Raw genomic sequence first — 19800 nt, forward strand, 5'->3', positions numbered from 1 at the left:
CTGATAGAAACAGAAGCCACTGGAGCACCTCAAAAACACCATCATACACTAAATCAGTAAGTTGGCAGCATCACCGAGTCAGTTTATTGCAGCGAAAAGGATGGAGAACAATTTTTGCTGACCGCGCCAGCGCATACGACAGTAGACAGTTTTGGTGCTGACGATGGTTTTATGGCGGGCCTGGTATATAGCTTTCTTGAAGGATACAGTTTCCGCGACAGCGCCCGTTTTGCGGTAGCCTGCGCGGCAATTTCGCGCGCCAGCGGCAGCTTAAACAACCCTACCCTGTCTGCCGATAACGCGCTTTCATTAGTGCCAATGGTGTAACAATGTTGCCGGATTCGACGCTTGACCGCATCTTATCCGGCTCATAAATTGCGCACTACGCTAAACCAATAAAGAATCCTGCAATAGTAGCACTCATCAGGTTAGAAAGTGTCGCCGCCGCCAGCGCGCGTAAACCAAGTTGGGCGATTTCCGGCGCACGGTGTGGCGCAACCGCAGAAAACGCCCCCACCACCACCCCGATAGAACCAAAGTTAGCGAAACCGCACAACGCGAAAGAAATAATCGCCACGGTTTTAGCATCCAGAGTGCCACCCGTTTGCAGATATGGCGAGAAATTGAGATAAGCGACAAATTCATTGATCGCCAGCTTCTGCCCAATCAAACTCCCGGCAAGATTTGCATCACTCCAGTCAACCCCCATCACCCACGCCAATGGGGCCAACAGGTAACCTAAAATGGACTCCAGCGAGGCATGTGCAAAACCAAACCAGCCGCCAACGCCGCCGATAATACCATTAATTAACGCAATGATGGCGACAAATGCCATAACAACTGTCGCTACACCGGCGGCGATTTTCAGCCCGGTCATTGCCCCTGTCGCAGCGGCTTCAATAATGCTTTTTGGCGGTGTTTCGGTGAAAGAGAGGTTATTAAAGGAAACCTGCGAAGATTCCGTAGCCGGGCTTAACAGGCGGGCAAACAAGATCCCGCCTGGGATCGCCATTAACGATGCCGCCAGCAAATATTCCACAGGTACGCCCAGGGCGGCGTAACCAATCATTGTCGAACCAGCAATCGAGGCCATGCCACTACAAATCGCTGTAAATAATTCATTGCGATTCAGACGATCGATAAAGGGTTTGACGATCGCCGGAATTTCGTTTTGCCCGAGGAAAATGGTGGTGACCGCGACGAATGACTCAATCTTGCTGATATTTAATGCTTTCTGGAATATACCGCCGAGAATGCGAATTAAAATCCCCATCACACCGATGTAGTAGAGAATACTCACCAGTGCAGTGACGAAGATAATTGCCGGTAATACCCTGAAACCAAAGATAAATCCTGCGCCATCAAACAGCGTGTCCATTTTCGGCCCGACCAGCGAACCGAAGATAAATGCGCTACCCGCGTCGCTGTACGCCATCACTTTATGCACGCCAAAAGCGACTTTTTCAGCGACCCAACGCCCTGGCGGTAACCAAAGCATAATCCCGCCAATCACGACCTGTAACACTAACGCCGCGCCAACGGTACGCAGGCTGATCTTCTTCTTGTTTACTGACAGCAAAAACGCAATCGTCAGCAATACCACCATTCCCAGAACACTTCTCATGACATCCATAGTTATTATCTCTTCATGTCATATTGGGCGACGGCTTTCTGCCCATCAGAAATAGCCGGGCTTGGATCTTGCGATACTGACCCGGCTTGTTATCAACACTTAATGGGTTTTGATGTAGCCGCGCACGCACTCTTCGACTAAGCCCCAGAACCAGTCGGTATCAATAGTGATGCCGACTTTGGTATTAGCGGGCTTGCCAAGAACGCCCAGCTCGTCGCAGACGGTACGCCCATAGCAAGGGCCACTGTTGACGTCCACTTCGACGTACATCTCCTGGGTTTTAATGCCATCAGGGTAAATCAGATAACCGATGCAGGTGGCGTCGTGCACCGGGCCGCCAGCCAGGCCGTAGTTTTCGAACTGCGTTTTGAGAGTGAAGTTCATGATGTCGCTGAACAGCTCTCCGGCAGGGCCGCCTGCCCTTTCCATCCGTGCAATCACGTCCGGGGTGCAAACGGTCTGGTTGGTGAGATCGAGGCCCATCATCACTAATGGAACGCCGGAGGTGAACACCACGCGGGCTGCTTCCGGATCAGCAAAGATGTTGAACTCGGCAGATGGCGTGAAGTTGCCTGTACCGTAAGCGCCGCCCATTAGCACAATTTCACGGATTTTGGGCAGGATCGCGGGTTGCATACGCATTGCCACCGCGATATTTGAAAGCGGACCAACCGGCACCAGAGTGATATCGCCATCGCTTGCCATCAGGGTATCAATGATGTATTTCACCGCGTGGGTACTTTCTGCCTGGCGGGTCAGCGGCTCGAATACCGGGCCATCCAGTCCGGTTTCACCGTGAATATTATCGGCAACGATTTGTTTACGCATAATGGGTTGCGGCATCCCCGCATAAACCGGAACATTAATCTCCAGTTTCTGGCAAACATTCAGGCCATTAATTAATGTTTTATCAAGCGTCTGATTACCCGCTACAATAGTGATGCCTAATAAATCTATTGCCGGATGTTTCGCTGCCATCATCATTGCAATAGCATCATCATGACCCGGATCACAATCCAGAATAATTTTTCTCTTTTCCATTGTTTATTTCCTCTGTTTCCAGTTGCGTTATTTTTTCTACAGCAAAGAAAATTCGACCGGGCCGATGATTGAATCTTACCAACCGCGTACGTATGCTAAATATGAGAAATCTCATAGCGGATAAACATCGTGAAAGAAATCCACAATAATGATCTTAAGCAGCAATTGATGAGTGAATCCGCGTTTAAGGATTGCTTTTTAACGGATGTTTCAGCCGATACGCGGCTGTTTCATTTTTTAGCGCGTGACTACATTGTGCAGGAAGGGCAACAGCCGTCCTGGCTGTTTTATCTGACGCGAGGCCGCGCCAGGCTTTACGCCACGCTTGCTAATGGTCGCGTGTCGCTAATCGATTTCTTTGCCGCCCCCTGTTTTATTGGTGAGATTGAGTTAATCGACAAAGACCATGAACCGCGTGCGGTGCAGGCTATTGAAGAGTGTTGGTGCCTTGCGCTCTCTATGAAACATTACCGCCCGCTGTTATTAAACGACACGCTATTTTTACGAAAACTCTGCGTCACCTTAAGTCATAAAAATTATCGTAATATTGTTTCTTTAACTCAGAATCAATCATTTCCGTTAGTTAATCGCCTGGCAGCTTTTATATTACTCTCGCAGGAAGGTGATCTTTATCACGAAAAGCATACGCAAGCGGCAGAGTATTTAGGCGTTTCTTATCGACATCTTTTATATGTTCTCGCGCAATTCATTCACGACGGTTTATTAACTAAAAGCAAGAAAGGGTATCTCATTAAAAACAGAAAGCAGTTGTCGGGACTGGCGCTGGAGATGGACCCGGAGAATAAATTCTCCGGGATGATGCAGTAAAAATTATTTGCAATAGCGCGATTGCCGGATGCAACGCTTAATACGTTTTATCCGGTCTACAAATCGAGCATTACGCCAGACCAATAAAGAACCCGGCAATAGTCGCACTCATCAGGTTGGAAAGCGTTGCTGCTGCCAGCGCCCGTAAACCAAGCTGGGCGATTTCTGGAGCACGTTTTGGCGAAATAGCCGAAAATGCGCCAACGACAACACCGATAGAACCAAAGTTAGCAAAACCACAAAGCGCAAAGGAGATAATCGCAATGGTTTTCACTTCCAGCGTGCCGCCCGTTTGCAGGTATGGGGAGAAACTCAGGTAAGCGACGAATTCGTTAATCGCCAGTTTCTGCCCAATCAGGCTACCCGCAAGATTGGCATCACTCCAGTCCACACCCATGATCCACGCCAGCGGTGCCAGCACATAGCCAAAAATACTTTCCAGAGAGGCATTGGCGAAACCAAACCAGCCACCAATTCCGCCGATAATGCCGTTGATCAGCGCAATAATTGCGACAAACGCCATTACCACCGTCGCTACACCAGCGGCGATTTTCAGCCCAGTCATCGCACCGCTCGCCGCCGCTTCGATAAAGCTTTTTGGCGGCGTTTCGCTGAACGCCAGATTTTCAAATGTGACCTGCGAAGGCTCGGTGGCCGGGCTAAGAATACGTGCAAACAAAATACCACCTGGGATCGCCATCAGCGATGCCGCTAACAGGTAGTCAATTGGTACGCCCATTCCGGCATAACCAATCATCATCGAACCAGCAATGGACGCCATCCCGCTACAAATTGCGGTAAACAACTCGTTGCGATTCATGCGATCGATAAACGGTTTAACGATCGCCGGGATCTCATTTTGCCCGAGGAAAATAGTTGTGACTGCGACAAAAGATTCGATTTTGCTGATGTTAAGAGCTTTCTGGAAAATGCTGCCAAGGATGCGAATCAGCAGCCCCATCACGCCAATGTAGTACAGCAGACTGATGAGCGCAGTAACGAAAATAATCGCCGGAAGTACGCGAAAGGCGAAGATAAAACCCGCACCGTCAAACAGGACATCCATTTTCGGCCCAACCAGCGAACCAAAAATGAAGGCGCTACCGGCATCACTGTAAGACATCACTTTATGAACGCCTAATGCCGCCTGTTCTACTGCCCATTTTCCCGGTGGGAAGTAGAGCATGATGCCACCAATAGCGATTTGCAGCAGCAGTGCGGCTCCAACCGTACGCAAACTGATGCTCTTTTTATTCACTGACAACAGAAATGCTATTGCCAGTAACACCACCATCCCCACAACACTTCTCATTATGTCCATAATGATTTTCCCTTCATGCCAGTAAACCCGGCGTCAGCGCCAGGTTTTGGTATGTTTGATGAGTACGGGCGACGGCTTTCTGCCCGTCAGAAATTAACCCGCGAGACGCTGGTATTCTTTGGCAATTTCACTCGCCAGAATGGCGTTGTTGAACACCAGCTGGATATTGGATTTCAGGCTGTCACCGCCGGTCAGTTCAGCAACGCGCGCCAGCAGGAACGGTGTACTTTCTTTACCAATAACGCCCTGCTCTTCGGCTTCGGCGACGGCTTGATCTATGGCTGCATTGATAGATTCCTCCGGCATCGCAAACTGTTCCGGGATCGGGTTCGCTACCACGAGGCCACCGTTCAGCCCGCTTTGCCATTTCACCGCCATTGCACGGGCAATTTCACTGGCGCTGTCGAGACGAATGCTGACGTCAAACGAGCTGGTACGGCAGAAAAACGCAGGCAGCGCTTTAGTCTGATAGCCAATTAACGGCACACCGAAGGTTTCTAAATACTCAGTGGTTAATCCTAAATCGAGAATAGATTTCGCCCCGGCACAAACAACGGTGACATTAGTATTTGCCAGTTCTTGCAAATCGGCAGAAATATCGAAGGTATGTTCCGCCCCGCGATGCACACCACCAATTCCCCCGGTGGCAAATACTTTAATTCCGGCAAGCGCCGCAATAATCATCGTTGAAGCCACAGTGGTTGCGCCATTTTTTCCGGCGGCAACAACAAAAGGTAAATCGCGACGACTAACTTTGGTCACGTTATGCCCTTCACGACCCAGTAATTCAATTTCTTCTTTACTTAAACCCACTTTCATCACGCCGCCAATAATGGCGATAGTGGCAGGTACTGCGCCCTGTTTACGAATAGTTTCTTCTACTTCAATTGCGGTCTGGGCATTTTGTGGGAACGGCATCCCGTGAGAAATAATGGTCGATTCCAGCGCCACAACCGGTTTTTTGTTTTTTAAAGCTTCCTGCACTTCCGGGGAAATTTGTAATAATTCAGGGGAAATTTTTAATTTAGACATTCTGCGTTCTCCACTAACGATATAACGTTGGCAATCGATAAATCGGGGTTATTGGTGTATTCACAGGAGAGCGCCATTGACGAACATCCCTGTGCGAAACGAACAGATTCGGCAAACGGCATTCCGTCTACCCAACACGAAGCAAGTCCCGCCATCATGGCATCGCCCGCTCCGGTAACATTAATAACATTGGTTTTGATCGGCGCAGACCAGCCATTTTCACCTCTGATATCGCTGTAATAAACGCCGTCGCCGCCCATGCTCAATACCAGTCGGTTCAGGCCATGTTGATGGAACCAGGCAGCAACTTTTGCCACATCGTCACGCCCTGACAGCGCAATCCCACTCAGGGTTTCCGCTTCAAGGCGGTTTGGCTTCAGAGTGTGGATCTGATTTAGACGGTCGCGCACTTTGACACATTTCCATGCGGAAACCGGATCGACAAATACGGGTACGTTGGCGGCATTATCCAGAATCCATGCCAGTGCCTCTTCACTGATATTACAGTCCGCAACAATGACCTTTGCCCTCTGAATAAATTCACGGTGCTGTGCGAGATATTCAGCTGTAATAGCGTTGCTAATATTCATGTCATTTATAGCAACCAGCATTTCACCGGTATTATCGAGTAATGATAAATAACTAGACGTATTTTCTCCCGGCACAATCAGGCATTTATCGACATAAACGCCAGATTGATTGGTTTGCGTTAGCAGCGATTGACCATAAAAATCACTGCCTACTGCGCTCAGTAGCCAGGCTTTGTTACCCAGCAACGCCAGGTTTTGTGCAATATTGCGCCCTACTCCACCAGGCGTAAATTTTATTTTACCTGGATTTGAATCCGCATAATTTAATGATTCATGTGAATATCCGGCGACATCAATATTCGCCGAACCTATAATTACGACATAATCCTTTTCGCGCATAGCACGTCCTCTGGTAAAAAATTACCAACCCTGTCAATCCACAAGAATATAGATACTGCAAAGACGGTTTAAACATGTGTTCATATTTAAACATGTGCTCATAGTATGCATGTTTTACGTAAAGTAAATTACCGCCAGAGAGGCTAAATGGGCAGATTTGAGCAGGCTCACAAAATGCGATTAAATGCCTGAATTACAAAAGCGAGGAATTTGTGACGGGATGCACAGAACAGGAACAATAAAAAAGGGCAGAAAATAATCTGCCCTTGAGGAAATAACCTTAGTGTTTGATGAACGTTTCAAGTTTCTACTGAAAGATAAAACCATTTAAATTCATAAAATTACATTCACAAGCTGGTCATTCCCTTTGCGCTCATCCAATGATACAGGGCAGGAAATTTCTGCCCTGTAACACACCTTTTATTACGCTGCTTTCGCTACTGCGTCCACTTCCGGACGTTTCAGGAAGGCATAGGCCAAACCCGCCACCAGCGTACCGGCAATAATTGCTACCAGGTAACCCAGTACCGGCGTAATAGCGCCAGGGATCAGCAGAACAAACAGACCACCGTGTGGTGCCATCAGTTTCGCACCAATCGCCATTGAGATTGCGCCAGTCAGCGCACCACCCACGATACAGCACGGCAGCACACGCATCGGATCACGAGCAGCAAACGGAATTGCACCTTCCGAAATGAAGCACAGTCCCAATACCAGAGCGGCTTTGCCACCTTCCTGCTGCGCTTTGTCGAATTTGCGACGCGCCACCATTGTTGCCAGACCCATTGCCAGCGGTGGCACCATACCTGCCGCCATAATCGCCGCCATCGGGCCATAGGTTTGAGTACTCAGCAGACCCACACCGAATGCGTACGCTGCTTTGTTTACCGGACCGCCCATGTCAGTACACATCATGCCACCGAGGATCGCCCCCAGCAGAACCGCATTCGCAGTCCCCATGGTCTGCAGCCAGTGAGTCAGCCCTTCGAGAATGCCAGCAACCGGTTTACCGATCAGGTAGATCATCGCCAGACCGACCACCAGACTGGAAATTAGCGGAATGATCAGGATTGGTTTCAGCGCCTCCATACTCTGTGGCAGTTTCAGTTGCGTACTGATTAACTTCGCAATGTAACCAGCCAGGAAGCCCGCAATAATACCGCCAATGAAGCCAGAACCGGTGCTGACCGCCAGCATACCGCCAATCAGACCCGGCGTGAGGCCCGGACGATCGGCAATGGAAAAGGCAATATAACCTGCCAGTACCGGCACCATCAGCGCAAAGGCTGAACCACCACCAATCTGCATCAGCGCCGCTGCCAACGTACCCGGCTCTTTAAACGCTTCGATACCAAAAGCAAAAGAAAGCGCGATACACAGACCACCAGCAACGACCATCGGCAGCATGTAAGAGACGCCCGTTAGCAAGTGACGATAAGCGCCTGCACTCTCTTTCTTACCTTCAGTGGTCGCCGTTTGAGCTTTGCCCGCCGGTTCATACGGCGTTGCTTCAGCAACCGCTTTATCCAGTTCCTGCGCGGTTTTCTTCAGCGCCAGACCGGTAGAGGTACGATACATCGGTTTACCAGCAAATTTCGCCAGATCCACTTCGATATCTGCCGCCACAATCACCAGATCCGCTGCGGCTACTTCCTCGGGAGTGATTGCATTACCCGCGCCAACAGAACCACGGGTTTCAACTTTCACCCACCAGCCACGTTTTTTCGCTTCGGTTTCAATGGCTTCAGCCGCCATAAAGGTGTGTGCTACGCCAGTCGGGCAAGCAGTCACCGCAACTACGCGTTTCGGACCGCTGGCGGCAACCGGTGCTGTCGCAGTGACCGGCGCAGTGTAAGGTTTCGCATGGCCTTTGGCTTCACTCAGGAACAGCTCAGGGTGCGCAACTGCCCGGGAAATATCACCCAGCCAGACATTTTTACCGTTCAGCGCGCTGTCATTCGGGATGGAATCACCGAGAACAATCGCCATTTCAGCGTCGTTCGGATTGTCGATGATTTCCAGTTTTGCTTTTCGCGCCGCCGCGCCCAGCAGGGTCTTCGCCATATAGGCTCGTGCCTGACCGAGATTAGCGTCAATAATCAGCAGCGTTTTCATTATGCCTCTCCTGCTGTCAGTTAAAAGGTTGTAAGTCGACGCGCGCCATCATTGCGGCCAACTGCGGACGATCGGTAATACCCACATTGCTTTGACTTACCGCCAGGGCTGCAACAGCTGTCGCCAGACGCAGTGTGTGTTCACTGGATTCACGCATCAGCAAGCCATAAATCAGGCCACCAACCATAGAATCCCCTGCGCCAACGGTGCTTACGACATCGACTGACGGTGGTTTGGCGATCCATTCGCCGGAGGCATTAACCCAAAGCGCGCCTTCGGCACCCAGTGAAATAACAACATGCGCGATACCTTGTTCACGCAGCGCATGCGCAGCTTCAATCACATCTTTCATTTCAGGCAGTTTACGGCCTGCCCAGATTTCCAGCTCGCGGCGGTTAGGTTTCACCAGCCACGGTGCCGCTTTCAAACCTGCTACTAACGCTTCACGGCTACTATCAAAGATAATGCAAGGACACTGACTACGCAGGCGAGTCATCCAGTCGGTGAACGCTTCCGGGCTGACGCCTGACGGTAAGCTTCCGCTGACACAGACCATATCGAACTGACCGAGCCAGCTCAGAGAATCAGTCACAAAGCGTTCCCAGTCGGCGGGGGTGACTTCAAAACCCGAGAAGTTGAAGTCGGTCACTTCGCCGTCTTTTTCCGTCAGCTTAACGTTAATTCGAGTGCGCCCCTGTACAACCTGGAAACGGTTGGCAATGCCCAGCTCGCTGAACAGTTGCTGAAAACCATCCTGATTGTCTTTACCGAGGAAGCCGCCAACGGTGACATCAATTCCCAGGTCTTTTAATACTTTGGCCACGTTGATGCCTTTACCCGCCGCATGCAGACCGGTGGTTTTCACCAGGTTCACTTCGCCGCGTTCAATTTCCGGGCAGAAACCAACAAGGTCATAAGCCGGATTAAGGGTGATAGTAGCAACACGTCTGCTCATTATGCGCCCTCCCCAAGACCAGCAGCGATAGCGTCGCCGATTGCTTTCAGCGCCTGTTCAGCATCTGCACCCTGGGCGGTAAAGCGTAGGCGATGACCTTTCTTAACGCCAAGTGCCACAACTTTCATCAGACTACGTCCGTTTGCCGGTTTGCCGGTGCCATCAAGGTTTGTCACGGTAATATCACTGTTAAATTGTTTAATGGTATTGACCAGCATGGTACCTGGACGAGCATGCAGGCCGTGTTCATTGCGCACCACAAACTCCGCGCTTAACACGTCGTCGGTCGGCGCATCATCGCTGGTCAGCAGCGCCAGCAACGTTGCCGCATCCGCTTTCAGCAAGCGGTCAGCTTTATTGTCGAGCAACAAATCAGCGAGACGCTTAAGAACCGCGAGGGGCTGATCGTCATTCATCGCCACACTCACCAGCATGGCTGCCGTTTCGCCGTCCACATCAAAAGCATTTGCCGCACGGCTTACCGCAATCGCGCTACGCAGATTGCCTTCGGCGCTATCGCTCAGCCAGATACCCTGTCCGAGGTTCAGCGGTTGTTCATTGATGGCTTTGGTGACGAAAGTGGCGTCAACTGCCCCCGCCTCTTTCAGACGCGCAGCGTTCAGCGCCTGAAGAGTCAGCAGATCGCTGGCGACGATATCCAGCGTCAGCATTTCGTTGTCGAGCTTCAGCTGCTCACTCTGCTTTTCGCCCATCAGCAATGCGCGAAGTTCTTCTGCTGTTGTTGCTGACTTCAGTTGTTCAGCAACGGAATCATCGCTCAGTACGTGGGTCAGCTGGCGTAGCAGGCCCAGATGTTCATCCGAGCTGGCAGCAATACCGATCGCCACGTACGCTACCTGACCGTCACCCCAGGTGACGCCTTCCGGGAACTGAAATACCTGAACGCCCGTTTTCAGCACCTGATCGCGGGTGTCGGTGGTGCCGTGTGGAATAGCAATACCATTGCCGAGGAACGTTGAGGTTTGCTGCTCGCGCGCCAGCATGCCATTGACGTAGCCTTCTGCTACATTACCGGCATGCACCAGCGCCGCAGCGACCTGGCGAATCGCCTCTTCTTTGTCTCCGGCCTTTTCGCCCGGATGGATGTCCTGTACGGATAACTGGAACATAGTTCTCCTCTCTTGCTGAATTGAAACGATTCAGCCTCTATGAGAAAAAAAGCGCCAACCTGGCTTAGGGTTAAAGACAAGATCGCGCTGAAACGTTTCAAGAAAGCATAATACTTCTGTTTCAGCACGCAAGGAAAGCCGTAAAGTTATGAGCAAAAGTTTGATGTGCTGCACAATTTTTTGCCATTTTTCCTAATTGCTGATGGGAAAATCCGTTATCAGCAATTTCATTTCAGCAGCGTCAGCAGCCAATCAGCAACAGTGAAATGGCATTTTGATTATTCGTGGCGCTTTTGATTTCGCTGTCTGTTTATTTTCTGACAAGCAGCGTAAACTCCGCGTCTTCCTCTTCCAGTGATCGACCAGCATGCATAACTCCCCCGCAGTCTCCAGCGCGAAATCGTTTGACCTGACCTCGACGGCGTTTTTAATCGTTGCCTTTCTCACCGGTATTGCGGGCGCTCTGCAAACCCCGACACTCAGTATTTTTCTTACCGATGAAGTACATGCCCGTCCGGCGATGGTGGGATTCTTCTTTACCGGCAGCGCTGTCATTGGGATTCTGGTAAGTCAGTTTCTCGCCGGGCGCTCTGATAAGCGCGGCGATCGCAAATCGCTGATTGTCTTTTGCTGCCTGTTAGGCGTGCTGGCCTGCACCCTTTTTGCCTGGAATCGCAACTACTTTGTTTTGCTATTCGTTGGCGTCTTTCTTAGCAGCTTTGGCTCGACCGCTAACCCGCAAATGTTTGCCCTTGCCCGTGAACATGCCGACAAAACCGGACGTGAGGCGGTGATGTTCAGTTCTTTTTTACGCGCTCAGGTTTCACTGGCATGGGTCATTGGCCCACCGCTGGCTTATGCCTTAGCGATGGGTTTCAGCTTTACGGTAATGTATCTGAGCGCAGCGGTAGCGTTTATTGTTTGCGGCGTGATGGTGTGGCTGTTTTTACCGTCGATGCAAAAAGAGCTTCCGCTGGCGACCGGCACGATTGAAGCGCCGCGCCGTAACCGTCGCGATACGCTGCTGCTGTTTGTCATTTGTACATTGATGTGGGGCTCGAACAGCCTGTACATCATCAACATGCCGCTATTTATTATCAACGAACTGCATCTTCCCGAGAAACTGGCCGGTGTGATGATGGGGACCGCCGCCGGGCTGGAAATCCCGACCATGTTGATTGCCGGATATTTCGCCAAACGTCTGGGTAAGCGTTTCTTAATGCGCGTTGCTGCCGTGGGTGGCGTCTGTTTTTACGCAGGAATGCTGATGGCGCATTCACCTGTCATTCTGTTGGGCTTGCAGCTGCTAAATGCTATTTTTATTGGCATTCTGGGTGGCATCGGGATGCTCTATTTTCAGGATTTGATGCCCGGTCAGGCAGGTTCAGCCACCACGCTCTATACCAACACGTCGCGCGTGGGCTGGATCATCGCAGGATCAGTGGCGGGCATCGTCGCCGAGATCTGGAATTATCACGCTGTGTTCTGGTTTGCGATGGTGATGATTATCGCCACTCTGTTTTGCTTACTGCGGATTAAAGATGTTTAAGGCGCGGTCAGGATTTCCAGATCGATAAGCCAGGTCATGGCCTGCTGACGCGAGTTACCGCACATTTCAGCACTGGCTTGTAAGCCTGCACAGACTTTCGGTCGCAGTGGCGAGGTGAAAATTTTACAGCGTTGCTGTTCATCAAGCTGAATGCAGGGCGTATTGGCGGGCTTGCCATCTGGCATACCGGGAATAGGGCTGGAAATTGAAGGGGCAGTGCAACACGCCCCGCAACCCGGACGGCATTCCATACGTTGTTCTCTTAAGGTTAACCACCGGATTGATGAGCGCGCACAGTACCACCTTTTTTGCACCAGCAAAAGTGCGAATACCACTTGCCCGAAAGGCCCGTCGCGAGTACTTTGTCGCGATATTTTTGACATTTTCGACTACAGGAATTTTTCGATGCCAAGAGCGAACGAAATTAAAAAAGGTATGGTACTGAATTACAACGGCAAACTGCTGCTGGTTAAGGATATTGATATTCAGTCGCCCACTGCCCGCGGTGCCGCTACGCTGTACAAAATGCGTTTTTCTGATGTCCGTACCGGGCTGAAAGTAGAAGAGCGTTTCAAAGGTGATGATATCGTTGACACCGTGACGCTGACCCGCCGTTACGTTGACTTCTCCTATGTCGATGGCAACGAATATGTCTTTATGGATAAAGAAGACTATACCCCGTATACCTTCACCAAAGATCAGATTGAAGAAGAGTTGCTGTTTATGCCAGAGGGCGGCATGCCGGACATGCAGGTGCTGACCTGGGACGGTCAACTGCTGGCGCTTGAGCTGCCGCAGACCGTTGATCTGGAAATCGTTGAAACCGCACCAGGCATCAAAGGGGCATCTGCCAGCGCCCGTAACAAACCGGCGACATTGAGCACTGGTCTGGTGATTCAGGTACCAGAATACTTAAGCCCGGGCGAAAAAATTCGTATCCATATCGAAGAACGCCGTTATATGGGGCGTGCTGACTAACTTCAGCCGCATGCAGAAAAGGGATAGCTCAGGCTGTCCCTTTTTTAATTTATTATACCAATCTTCTATTTTGCGCTTCCTGAACACCTTACGCCCTCAATTTTCACTCGTTGATTGATCGCCCTCACACTTCATCGCATTAACAATCCAGACCAATTTCAATTGCTGTCATATAACTTTACACTGTCATTGTTAATTTATCGTTACTAAGACGTGACTCCTATGAAGACAATTGCCTCCGTTACGCTCCCGCATCATGTACACGCTCCACGCTACGATCGCCAGCAGTTGCAATCACGTATCGTTCATTTTGGCTTTGGCGCCTTTCACCGCGCTCATCAGGCGTTACTGACCGATCGTGTGCTGAATGCCCAGGGCGGCGACTGGGGGATCTGTGAAATCAGCTTGTTCAGCGGTGATCAACTGATGAGCCAGCTCCGCGCACAGAACCATTTATATACCGTGCTGGAGAAAGGTGCGGACGGCAATCAGGTGATAATTGTCGGTGCCGTTCACGAATGCCTTAATGCAAAACTGGATTCCTTAGCGGCAATTATTGAGAAATTTTGCGAGCCACAGGTGGCAATTGTTTCCCTGACGATTACCGAAAAAGGCTATTGTATTGACCCGGCCACCGGTGCACTCGACACCAGTAATCCGCGGATTATTCACGATCTACAAACCCCTGAAGAACCTCACTCCGCACCGGGTATTCTCGTCGAAGCACTGAAACGCCGCCGTGAGCGCGGCCTTACACCGTTTACCGTGCTCTCCTGCGACAATATTCCCGACAATGGTCATGTGGTGAAAAACGCGGTGCTGGGAATGGCAGAAAAACGTTCGCCAGAACTCGCCGGGTGGATAAAAGAGCACGTCAGTTTTCCGGGAACCATGGTCGACCGCATTGTTCCGGCTGCAACCGACGAATCACTGGTGGAAATCAGCCAGCATCTGGGGGTGAATGATCCCTGCGCGATTAGCTGCGAACCGTTTATCCAGTGGGTGGTGGAAGATAACTTCGTCGCTGGGCGTCCTGCCTGGGAAGTCGCAGGTGTACAAATGGTGAATGATGTCCTGCCATGGGAAGAGATGAAACTGCGGATGCTTAATGGCAGCCACTCTTTTCTCGCTTATCTGGGTTACCTCTCAGGATTCGCCCATATCAGTGATTGCATGCAGGATCGCGCATTTCGCCATGCCGCCAGAACATTAATGCTGGATGAGCAAGCGCCGACACTGCAAATTAAAGATGTCGATTTAACACAATATGCGGATAAGTTAATTGCACGTTTTGCTAATCCGGCGCTGAAACATAAGACCTGGCAAATCGCGATGGATGGCAGCCAGAAATTACCGCAACGCATGCTGGCAGGTATTCGCATACATCAGGGGCGCGAAACGGACTGGTCGTTGCTGGCATTAGGCGTTGCAGGCTGGATGCGTTACGTCAGCGGCGTTGATGATGCCGGAAATGCCATTGATGTTCGCGATCCGCTTAGCGATAAAATTCGCGAACTTGTTGCGGGCAGCAGCAGTGAACAACGCGTAACCGCCCTGCTTTCCCTGCGTGAAGTTTTCGGTGATGATCTGCCAGATAACCCGCATTTTGTGCAGGCCATCGAACAAGCCTGGCAACAAATCGTACAATTCGGCGCACATCAGGCGCTATTAAACACCCTCAAAATTTAACGATTTCTGCGGTTAAAGCGGATGAAGCTCACCTTCGTCCGCTCTCCCCTTCTCTTTTCTGCCTTTTTTAGCCAGGATTAACGCTCAGTTAACTTACCAGAGTATTGCGGAGCCGTTGTGACCAGGACCAACCTCATCACCGGTTTTCTCGGCAGCGGGAAAACCACGTCGATTCTTCATCTGTTAGCCCATAAAGATCCCAACGAAAAATGGGCGGTACTGGTTAATGAATTTGGGGAAGTCGGAATTGATGGTGCTTTGCTCGCCGATAGCGGCGCATTGCTGAAAGAGATCCCCGGCGGCTGCATGTGCTGCGTTAATGGTTTACCCATGCAGGTAGGGTTGAATACCTTACTGCGTCAGGGAAAACCAGACCGCTTGTTGATAGAGCCGACCGGGCTGGGCCATCCGAAACAGATCCTCGATCTGTTAACCGCACCAGTCTATGAACCGTGGATAGATCTGCGCGCCACCTTGTGCATTCTCGATCCACGCCTGCTGCTGGACGAAAAAAGCGCCAGCAATGAAAACTTCCGTGACCAGCTGGCTGCCGCAGACATCATTGTCGCCAATAAATCCGACCGTGCGACGCCCGAAAGTGAGCAAGCGCTACAGCGTTGGTGGCAGCAAAATGGTGGCGATCGACAATTAATTCACAGTGAGCATGGGAAAGTTGACGGTCATCTTCTGGATTTGCCGCGTCGCAATTTAGCCGAGTTGCCCGCCAGCGCCGCGCATTCTCATCAGCATGTCGTGAAAAAAGGGTTAGCAGCGTTAAGCCTGCCAGAGCATCAACGCTGGCGTCGCAGTCTGAACAGCGGGCAAGGATATCAGGCCTGCGGCTGGATATTCGACGCTGATACGGTATTCGACACCATTGGCATTCTGGAATGGGCGCGACTTGCACCGGTGGAACGCGTCAAAGGCGTGCTGCGTATTCCCGAAGGGCTGGTACGAATCAACCGTCAGGGCGATGACCTGCACATTGAAACGCAAAACGTTGCGCCACCGGACAGCCGTATTGAGCTGATTTCCAGCAGCGAAGCTGACTGGAATGCCTTACAGAGCGCGCTGTTGAAGCTTCGTTTAGCGACTACCGCGTAAGGTTGCCTGCGTTTTTCAGTAAGATAATTAGAGAAAATATGATTAAAAATTTGCCGCAAATAGTGTTGTTGAATATTGTCGGCCTCGCGCTGTTTCTTTCCTGGTATATTCCCGTTAATCATGGATTCTGGTTGCCGATTGATGCGGATATTTTTTATTTCTTTAATCAGAAACTGGTCGAAAGTAAGGCCTTTTTGTGGCTGGTTGCATTGACCAACAATCGCGCTTTCGACGGTTGTTCTCTGCTGGCGATGGGAATGTTGATGCTGGGTTTCTGGCTGAAAGAAAACGCCCCTGGCAGACGACGTATCGTGATTATGGGTCTGGTCATGCTATTAACTGCAGTGGTATTAAACCAGCTGGGTCAGGCATTAATTCCTGTAAAACGGGCCAGCCCAACATTGACTTTTACCGATATTAACCGCGTCAGCGAACTGCTCTCTGTTCCCACGAAAGATGCCTCACGAGATAGCTTTCCCGGCGATCACGGCATGATGCTGCTTATTTTTTCGGCATTCATGTGGCGTTATTTCGGCAAAGTTGCAGGCCTTATCGCCCTTATTATTTTTGTGGTTTTTGCATTTCCCAGAGTAATGATTGGCGCACACTGGTTTACTGACATCATTGTCGGTTCGATGACCGTGATATTGATCGGTTTGCCCTGGGTGTTGCTGACGCCATTAAGTGATCGATTAATCACCTTTTTTGACAAATCACTACCGGGAAAAAACAAACATTTCCAAAACAAATAACTCACAGTAATTAACATCATCAGGCTTATTTTTATAGTGAGGATAATCCTGATGATGCGCACCGTGCTTTCATCCATCGCGCGCAAAAATCATTCTCTAAGTAAATGAATGGATTGCATGCGTTTCACTCAATCGTACTTTAATTGACCAATCCCGCTTATTAACTTTCTGTATCACTTTTTCTTATAAAAAATCATGCAAAACCGCTCGCCAAGACCGCATCAATCGGGTAATCTCGAACTCGTTTTGCCTCGGCGGTAGATTATCCTCACAGCATATAATTTTGTGCGTTAGTCCACAGATTTGGCCTTAAGGAATTGTTTCAACATGCCCAGGTAATTAGTCTCGTGTCGCTTGGCATTTTTTTATAACGATATTTGTCGTTAAGGACTTCAAGGGAAAACAAACAACATGGTCAAATCTCAACCGATTTTGAGATATATCTTGCGCGGGATTCCCGCGATTGCAGTAGCGGTTCTGCTTTCTGCATGTAGTGCAAATAACACCGCAAAGAATATGCATCCTGAGACACGTGCAGTGGGTAGTGAAACATCATCACTGCAAGCTTCTCAGGATGAATTTGAAAACCTGGTTCGTAATGTCGACGTAAAATCGCGAATTATGGATCAGTATGCTGACTGGAAAGGCGTACGTTATCGTCTGGGCGGCAGCACTAAAAAAGGTATCGATTGTTCTGGTTTCGTACAGCGTACATTCCGTGAGCAATTTGGCTTAGAACTTCCGCGTTCGACTTACGAACAGCAGGAAATGGGTAAATCTGTTTCCCGCAGTAATTTGCGTACGGGTGATTTAGTTCTGTTCCGTGCCGGTTCAACGGGACGCCATGTCGGTATTTATATCGGCAACAATCAGTTTGTCCATGCTTCCACCAGCAGTGGTGTTATTATTTCCAGCATGAATGAACCGTACTGGAAGAAGCGTTACAACGAAGCACGCCGGGTTCTCAGCCGCAGCTAATAAACCGTTTGGATGCAATCCCTTGGCTATCCTGACGAGTTAACTGAAAGCACTGCTTAGGCAGTGCTTTTTTGTTTTCATTCATCAGAGAAAATGATGTTTCCGCGTCTTGATCCAGGCTATAGTCCGGTCATTGTTATCTTTTAAATGTTGTCGTAATTTCAGGAAATTAACGGAATCATGTTCATACGCGCTCCCAATTTTGGACGTAAGCTCCTGCTTACCTGCATTGTTGCAGGCGTAATGATTGCGATACTGGTGAGTTGCCTTCAGTTTTTAGTGGCCTGGCATAAGCACGAAGTCAAATACGACACACTGATTACCGACGTACAAAAGTATCTCGATACCTATTTTGCCGACCTGAAATCCACTACTGACCGGCTCCAGCCGCTGACCTTAGATACCTGCCAGCAAGCTAACCCCGAACTGACCGCCCGCGCAGCGTTTAGCATGAATGTCCGAACGTTTGTGCTGGTGAAAGATAAAAAAACATTCTGTTCATCTGCGACCGGTGAGATGGACATTCCACTCAATGAATTGATTCCGGCGCTCGACATTAATAAAAACGTCGATATGGCGATCTTACCCGGCACGCCGATGGTGCCGAACAAACCCGCAATCGTCATCTGGTATCGCAACCCTTTGCTGAAAAATAGCGGCGTCTTTGCCGCTCTGAATCTCAACCTGACGCCTTCACTCTTTTATAGTTCACGGCAGGAAGATTACGATGGCGTCGCCCTCATTATTGGCAATACTGCGCTATCTACCTTTTCTTCACGTTTGATGAACGTTAACGAATTAACCGACATGCCAGTCCGTGAAACTAAAATTGCGGGCATTCCTCTGACCGTTCGGCTTTATGCAGATGACTGGACATGGAACGATGTGTGGTACGCATTTTTACTGGGCGGCATGAGTGGAACTGTCGTTGGCCTGCTCTGCTATTACCTGATGAGCGTACGTATGCGCCCCGGCAGAGAAATCATGACCGCCATCAAGCGCGAACAATTTTACGTGGCGTATCAACCGGTGGTGGATACACAAGCTTTGCGAGTAACGGGCCTGGAAGTACTGCTACGCTGGCGGCATCCTGTCGCGGGAGAAATTCCCCCGGATGCCTTCATTAACTTTGCCGAATCGCAAAAGATGATTGTGCCGCTGACTCAGCACCTGTTTGAGTTAATTGCCCGCGATGCCGCAGAATTAGAAAAAGTGCTGCCGGTAGGCGTCAAATTTGGTATTAACATTGCGCCGGACCATCTGCACAGCGAAAGCTTTAAAGCAGATATCCAGAAACTGCTCACTTCCCTGCCCGCACACCATTTCCAGATTGTGCTGGAAATTACCGAGCGCGATATGTTGAAAGAGCAAGAAGCCACACAACTCTTCGCCTGGCTGCACTCGGTCGGCGTAGAAATTGCTATTGATGACTTCGGCACCGGGCACAGCGCGCTTATCTATCTTGAGCGTTTTACGCTCGATTATCTGAAAATTGACCGTGGATTTATCAACGCCATCGGTACGGAAACGATCACTTCACCCGTACTTGACGCGGTGCTGACGCTGGCGAAACGCCTCAATATGCTGACGGTTGCTGAAGGGGTCGAAACGCCGGAACAGGCGCGATGGCTAAGCGAACGCGGCGTTAATTTCATGCAAGGCTACTGGATTAGTCGCCCGTTACCGCTGGACGATTTTGTTCGCTGGCTGAAGAAACCGTATACGCCGCAGTGGTAAGGTGTGCTTACGTCCCTTATTATTCATAG

Annotated in this window: 17 protein-coding genes and 1 pseudogene; 9 read left to right on the forward strand and 9 right to left on the reverse strand. The window is 50.1% G+C overall.

Annotated features, from left to right (window positions below; all coding sequences use genetic code 11):
* Window positions 1-75 precede the first annotated feature (75 nt).
* Window positions 76-327, forward strand: a pseudogene (locus RTW80_RS11570) (PfkB family carbohydrate kinase); the annotation flags it as partial.
* Window positions 328-382: 55 nt separating this feature from the next.
* Here RTW80_RS11570 and RTW80_RS11575 read toward each other — a convergent pair.
* Window positions 383-1633, reverse strand: a complete 1251-nt coding sequence (locus tag RTW80_RS11575) for a NupC/NupG family nucleoside CNT transporter (protein ID WP_000382964.1) — start codon at window positions 1631-1633, stop codon at window positions 383-385.
* 99 nt (window positions 1634-1732) lie between these two features.
* The gene (gene rihB, locus RTW80_RS11580) at window positions 1733-2674 is read right to left on the reverse strand and encodes a ribosylpyrimidine nucleosidase (protein WP_063119381.1); all 942 of its coding nucleotides are present in this window, start codon (window positions 2672-2674) and stop codon (window positions 1733-1735) included.
* A gap of 129 nt (window positions 2675-2803) precedes the next feature.
* Between rihB and RTW80_RS11585 the strand changes: the two genes are divergently transcribed.
* Window positions 2804-3502: a transcriptional regulator YeiL gene (locus tag RTW80_RS11585; protein WP_000658583.1), complete on the forward strand. Its 699-nt coding sequence runs from the start codon at window positions 2804-2806 to the stop codon at window positions 3500-3502.
* A 70-nt stretch (window positions 3503-3572) separates the two neighbouring features.
* On the opposite strand, the gene RTW80_RS11590 is transcribed toward RTW80_RS11585, so the two are convergent.
* The 6 genes from RTW80_RS11590 to fruB all read right to left on the reverse strand — a co-directional run bounded on the left by RTW80_RS11590 (window position 3573) and on the right by fruB (window position 10984).
* Complete coding sequence (locus tag RTW80_RS11590; RefSeq protein ID WP_032247685.1) at window positions 3573-4823, reverse strand: NupC/NupG family nucleoside CNT transporter; 1251 nt, start codon at window positions 4821-4823, stop codon at window positions 3573-3575.
* Window positions 4824-4916: 93 nt separating this feature from the next.
* Window positions 4917-5855 (reverse strand): pseudouridine-5'-phosphate glycosidase, encoded by a 939-nt coding sequence (gene psuG, locus RTW80_RS11595; RefSeq protein ID WP_000040208.1) that lies wholly within the window; start codon window positions 5853-5855, stop codon window positions 4917-4919.
* Window positions 5843-6784 carry a pseudouridine kinase gene (locus RTW80_RS11600; RefSeq protein ID WP_001208132.1) on the reverse strand — a complete coding sequence of 314 codons (942 nt, stop codon included), beginning with the start codon at window positions 6782-6784 and terminating at the stop codon, window positions 5843-5845. Before RTW80_RS11600 ends, psuG begins: the two co-directional genes overlap by 13 nt.
* A 423-nt stretch (window positions 6785-7207) precedes the next feature.
* Entirely contained in the window at window positions 7208-8899 is a 1692-nt protein-coding gene (gene fruA, locus RTW80_RS11605) for a PTS fructose transporter subunit IIBC (RefSeq protein ID WP_000854467.1), read from the reverse strand.
* Window positions 8900-8915: 16 nt separating this feature from the next.
* Complete coding sequence (gene fruK / locus RTW80_RS11610; RefSeq protein WP_000091263.1) at window positions 8916-9854, reverse strand: 1-phosphofructokinase; 939 nt, start codon at window positions 9852-9854, stop codon at window positions 8916-8918.
* Window positions 9854-10984 (reverse strand): fused PTS fructose transporter subunit IIA/HPr protein, encoded by a 1131-nt coding sequence (gene fruB / locus RTW80_RS11615; RefSeq protein WP_000487232.1) that lies wholly within the window; start codon window positions 10982-10984, stop codon window positions 9854-9856. Before fruB ends, fruK begins: the two co-directional genes overlap by 1 nt.
* Before the next feature lie 367 nt (window positions 10985-11351).
* Between fruB and setB the strand changes: the two genes are divergently transcribed.
* A complete protein-coding gene (setB, locus tag RTW80_RS11620) occupies window positions 11352-12533 on the forward strand; it encodes a sugar efflux transporter SetB (RefSeq protein WP_000551969.1) in 1182 nt (393 codons plus the stop codon).
* Here setB and RTW80_RS11625 read toward each other — a convergent pair.
* The gene (locus RTW80_RS11625) at window positions 12530-12784 is read right to left on the reverse strand and encodes a YkgJ family cysteine cluster protein (RefSeq protein ID WP_001446648.1); all 255 of its coding nucleotides are present in this window, start codon (window positions 12782-12784) and stop codon (window positions 12530-12532) included. The genes setB and RTW80_RS11625 overlap by 4 nt on opposite strands.
* A 154-nt stretch (window positions 12785-12938) precedes the next feature.
* Here RTW80_RS11625 and yeiP point away from each other — a divergent pair, with 154 nt between their 5' ends.
* From yeiP to RTW80_RS11655, 6 genes are all read left to right on the forward strand, one after another.
* Window positions 12939-13511: an elongation factor P-like protein YeiP gene (gene yeiP / locus RTW80_RS11630; RefSeq protein WP_001136827.1), complete on the forward strand. Its 573-nt coding sequence runs from the start codon at window positions 12939-12941 to the stop codon at window positions 13509-13511.
* Window positions 13512-13733: 222 nt separating this feature from the next.
* Entirely contained in the window at window positions 13734-15200 is a 1467-nt protein-coding gene (locus RTW80_RS11635; protein WP_000848223.1) for a mannitol dehydrogenase family protein, read from the forward strand.
* Window positions 15201-15317: 117 nt separating this feature from the next.
* Window positions 15318-16304: a zinc-binding GTPase YeiR gene (gene yeiR, locus RTW80_RS11640; protein WP_000198822.1), complete on the forward strand. Its 987-nt coding sequence runs from the start codon at window positions 15318-15320 to the stop codon at window positions 16302-16304.
* A 38-nt stretch (window positions 16305-16342) separates the two neighbouring features.
* Complete coding sequence (lpxT, locus tag RTW80_RS11645) at window positions 16343-17056, forward strand: Kdo(2)-lipid A phosphotransferase (protein WP_001300998.1); 714 nt, start codon at window positions 16343-16345, stop codon at window positions 17054-17056.
* Window positions 17057-17467: 411 nt separating this feature from the next.
* Window positions 17468-18034 carry a bifunctional murein DD-endopeptidase/murein LD-carboxypeptidase gene (mepS, locus tag RTW80_RS11650; protein ID WP_000241011.1) on the forward strand — a complete coding sequence of 189 codons (567 nt, stop codon included), beginning with the start codon at window positions 17468-17470 and terminating at the stop codon, window positions 18032-18034.
* Between the two features lie 180 nt (window positions 18035-18214).
* Window positions 18215-19771: a cyclic di-GMP phosphodiesterase gene (locus RTW80_RS11655; protein WP_000470560.1), complete on the forward strand. Its 1557-nt coding sequence runs from the start codon at window positions 18215-18217 to the stop codon at window positions 19769-19771.
* The last annotated feature ends 29 nt before the right edge of the window (window positions 19772-19800 follow it).

The organism is Escherichia sp. AM3, from assembly GCF_032029835.1.
Lineage (GTDB): Bacteria > Pseudomonadota > Gammaproteobacteria > Enterobacterales > Enterobacteriaceae > Escherichia > Escherichia coli.